At 55.0% G+C, this 3,468-nt stretch carries 1 rRNA gene; it reads right to left on the reverse strand.

Annotated elements, in window-relative coordinates:
• Window positions 1-111: 111 nt before the first annotated feature.
• Window positions 112-3,247, reverse strand: a 23S ribosomal RNA gene (locus tag AB4Y72_RS19615).
• Window positions 3,248-3,468 lie beyond the last annotated feature (221 nt).

Raw genomic sequence — 3,468 nt, forward strand, 5'->3', positions numbered from 1 at the left:
CCGGTGACGGGTTTGTTGGTTGGGAACCACATAGTGGACGCAAGCAGTCTTGTTTCTTTGTACCCTTCCCATGGTGTGAACGTCTTTTGAATCCGTTCACGGGAGGGGTGTGTGGTGTAAGTTATCGGCCTATTAGTACCGGTCAGCTTCACGAGTCGTTAGTCCTCGCTTCCACATCCGGCCTATCAACCCAGTGGTCTGGCTGGGGGCCTCTCACACACAAGGTGTATGGAAATCTCATCTCGAAGCGAGCTTCCCGCTTAGATGCTTTCAGCGGTTATCCCATCCGAACGTAGCTAATCAGCGGTGCACTTGGCAGTACAACTGACACACCAGAGGTTCGTCCGTCCCGGTCCTCTCGTACTAAGGACAGCCCTTCTCAAATTTCCTGCGCGCGCAGCGGATAGGGACCGAACTGTCTCACGACGTTCTAAACCCAGCTCGCGTACCGCTTTAATGGGCGAACAGCCCAACCCTTGGGACCTACTCCAGCCCCAGGATGCGACGAGCCGACATCGAGGTGCCAAACCATGCCGTCGATATGGACTCTTGGGCAAGATCAGCCTGTTATCCCCGAGGTACCTTTTATCCGTTGAGCGACGGCCATTCCACAATGTACCGCCGGATCACTAGTCCCGACTTTCGTCCCTGCTCGAGATGTCTCTCTCACAGTCAAGCTCCCTTGTGCACTTACACTCGACACCTGATTGCCAACCAGGCTGAGGGAACCTTTGGGCGCCTCCGTTACTTTTTAGGAGGCAACCGCCCCAGTTAAACTACCCATCAGGCACTGTCCCTGACCCGGATTACGGGCCGAAGTTAGATGTCCAAAGTGACCAGAGTGGTATTTCAACGATGACTCCACCCGAACTGGCGTCCGGGCTTCAACGTCTCCCACCTATCCTACACAAGCCACTCCGAACACCAATACCAAACTATAGTAAAGGTCTCGGGGTCTTTCCGTCCTGCTGCGCGTAACGAGCATCTTTACTCGTACTGCAATTTCGCCGAGTTTATGGTTGAGACAGCGGGGAAGTCGTTACTCCATTCGTGCAGGTCGGAACTTACCCGACAAGGAATTTCGCTACCTTAGGATGGTTATAGTTACCACCGCCGTTTACTGGGGCTTAAATTCTCAGCTTCGCCTTGCGGCTAACCGGTCCTCTTAACCTTCCAGCACCGGGCAGGAGTCAGTCCGTATACATCGTCTTGCGACTTCGCACGGACCTGTGTTTTTAGTAAACAGTCGCTTCCCCCTGGTCTCTGCGGCCCCGATCCCCTCCGGACAGCGTGTGTCCATCAAGGTTGGGGCCCCCCTTCTCCCGAAGTTACGGGGGCATTTTGCCGAGTTCCTTAACCATAATTCTCTCGATCGCCTTAGTATTCTCTACCTGATCACCTGTGTCGGTTTGGGGTACGGGCGGCTAAAACCTCGCGTCGATGCTTTTCTCGGCAGCATAGGATCACCAAATCCCCCCATACGGGGGTCCCATCGGGTCTCAGGCATCATGAACGGCGGATTTGCCTACCGTTCGCCCTACATCCTTAGACCGGGACAACCATCGCCCGGCTTGGCTACCTTCCTGCGTCACACCTGTTAATACGCTTGCCTCCCAGGATCAGGTCCCGCGCTCCACCAAAACCCACACACCCCGAAGGGTGCTAGGGCAGGTTTCGGGCGGTTAGTATCCCCTGTTCAGCATGGGCGGTTTTTCGCCGGTACGGGAATATCAACCCGTTGTCCATCGACTACGCCTGTCGGCCTCGCCTTAGGTCCCGACTTACCCAGGGCAGATTAGCTTGACCCTGGAACCCTTGATCATTCGGCGGACGGGTTTCTCACCCGTCTTTCGCTACTCATGCCTGCATTCTCACTCGTGTAGGCTCCACCGCTGGTTTACACCGCGACTTCACCGCCCACACGACGCTCCCCTACCACTCCAGACGCCTGAACCACAAGGGCTTAGCTAATATCTGAAATCCACAACTTCGGCGGTGTACTTGAGCCCCGCTACATTGTCGGCGCGGAATCACTTGACCAGTGAGCTATTACGCACTCTTTTAAGGATGGCTGCTTCTAAGCCAACCTCCTGGTTGTCTTCGCAACTCCACATCCTTTCCCACTTAGCACACGCTTAGGGGCCTTAGTTGGTGGTCTGGGCTGTTTCCCTCTCGACTATGAAGCTTATCCCCCACAGTCTCACTGCTGCGCTCTCACTTACCGGCATTCGGAGTTTGGCTGACGTCAGTAACCTTGTAGGGCCCATTAGCCATCCAGTAGCTCTACCTCCGGTAAGAAACACGCAACGCTGCACCTAAATGCATTTCGGGGAGAACCAGCTATCACGAAGTTTGATTGGCCTTTCACCCCTACCCACAGCTCATCCCCTCCATTTTCAACTGAAGTGGGTTCGGTCCTCCACGACGTCTTACCGTCGCTTCAACCTGGCCATGGGTAGATCACTTCGCTTCGGGTCTAGATCACGCCACTGCAACGCCCTATTCAGACTCGCTTTCGCTACGGCTTCCCCACACGGGTTAACCTCGCGACGTAACACTAACTCGCAGGCTCATTCTTCAAAAGGCACGCCGTCACCMCAACACAGCAAGCTGYGRWGGCTCCGACGGATTGTAAGCACACGGTTTCAGGTACTGTTTCACTCCCCTCCCGGGGTACTTTTCACCTTTCCCTCACGGTACTGGTCCGCTATCGGTCATTAGGGAGTATTTAGGCTTATCAGGTGGTCCTGACAGATTCGCACGGGATTTCTCGGGCCCCGTGCTACTTGGGATACTTCACCAGGCGGTGCACAACATTTCGGTTACGGGGCTTACACCCTCTACGGCCGGCCTTTCAAGACCGTTCACCTATGCCTGCACTCTCACCTTCCCAGCCCGGCAGAGCTGGAGTGGGAAGTCCCACAACCCCGACCATGCAACGCCCGCCGGCTATCACACATGGAACGGTTTAGCCTGATCCGCGTTCGCTCGCCACTACTGACGGAATCACTATTGTTTTCTCTTCCTGCGGGTACTGAGATGTTTCACTTCCCCGCGTTCCCTCCACGCACCCTATGTGTTCAGATGCGGGTCACCAGATCACTCGCGCGTCTGGCGGGGTTTCCCCATTCGGACACCCTGGGATCACAGTCCGGTTATCGACTCCCCCAGGCTTATCGCAGATTCCTACGTCCTTCTTCGGCTCCTAATGCCAAGGCATCCACCGTGTGCTCTTAAAAACTTGACCACAAAAGATCAAGGAGTAATTTTCGAGAAAACCATGGAACCAGACCGCAACCAACCACCACCCAAAAGGCGGCAGCACAATCACGGATCAGATCCAGGTTCATATTCTTGGAAATTGCTTCTTATAAAAGATGCTCGCGTCCACTATGTAGTTCTCAAACAACAACCCCGTACCACACACCCCACACACACAACCCGCAAGGGCCGATACGCGCATGATCG

The organism is Arthrobacter sp. YAF34, assembly GCF_052113245.1.
Lineage (GTDB): Bacteria > Actinomycetota > Actinomycetes > Actinomycetales > Micrococcaceae > Arthrobacter.